Source organism: Aminobacter sp. P4_D5 (genome assembly GCF_056401815.1).
This window is the reverse complement of sequence record NZ_JBFUIP010000902.1, coordinates 1-635: the sequence shown is the minus strand read 5'-3', so window position 1 is coordinate 635 and position 635 is coordinate 1. Positions and strand designations below refer to the sequence as shown.

General features: G+C 70.7%; 1 protein-coding gene. It reads right to left on the bottom strand.

Annotated features, from left to right (window positions below):
• Nucleotides 1–635: response regulator (locus AC1DWF_RS35690; RefSeq protein ID WP_476843182.1), on the bottom strand; the 635-nt coding region annotated here is incomplete at both ends.

Genomic DNA, 635 nt, shown 5'->3' with positions numbered 1-635 from the left:
CTGGTGAGCAGCGCCTCGCGGTCGAACTTGGCGATGTAGTCGCTGAAGCCCGCGGCGCGGCCGCGCTCCACGTCGCGCGGCTCGGAGCGGCCGGAGAGCGCGATCATCGGCAGGTCGGCCCAGATCCCGCCTTCGCGCACGGCGCGCGCCAGGCCGAAGCCGTCGAGCTCCGGCATGTTGATATCGGAGACGATCGCGTCGAACAGTTCGCCCGCGTCGCGCAGGCGCAGGGCCTCGCGACCATCGGCGACAGTCGTGACGTCGAAGCCGGCCGCCGTCACCGAGGGGACGATGAGGTTCCGGAAGAAATCGCTGTCCTCGACGATCAGCACGCTCGGCCGGCCGCCGCCGGCCGCCGGCTCGAACCAATCGGCCTGGCCGAGCTTGAGCCAGAAGGCGGTGTCCAGGACCTCCGTCACCTTGCCGGCCACGACGCAGCTTCCGAGGAAGCCGGGCCGGACGCCCGCCGTGTCCATGTCGAGCGAGGCATCCACCACGTCGAGGATCTCATCCACCATCAGCCCCATGGCCCGCACGCCATCGCCGAAGACCAGCACGGCCTGGCTGCCGGATTCCGGCAGCGCCATGAAGCCGTGCAGCGGCACCAGCGGCATCAGGCTGCCGCGGTACTGCAC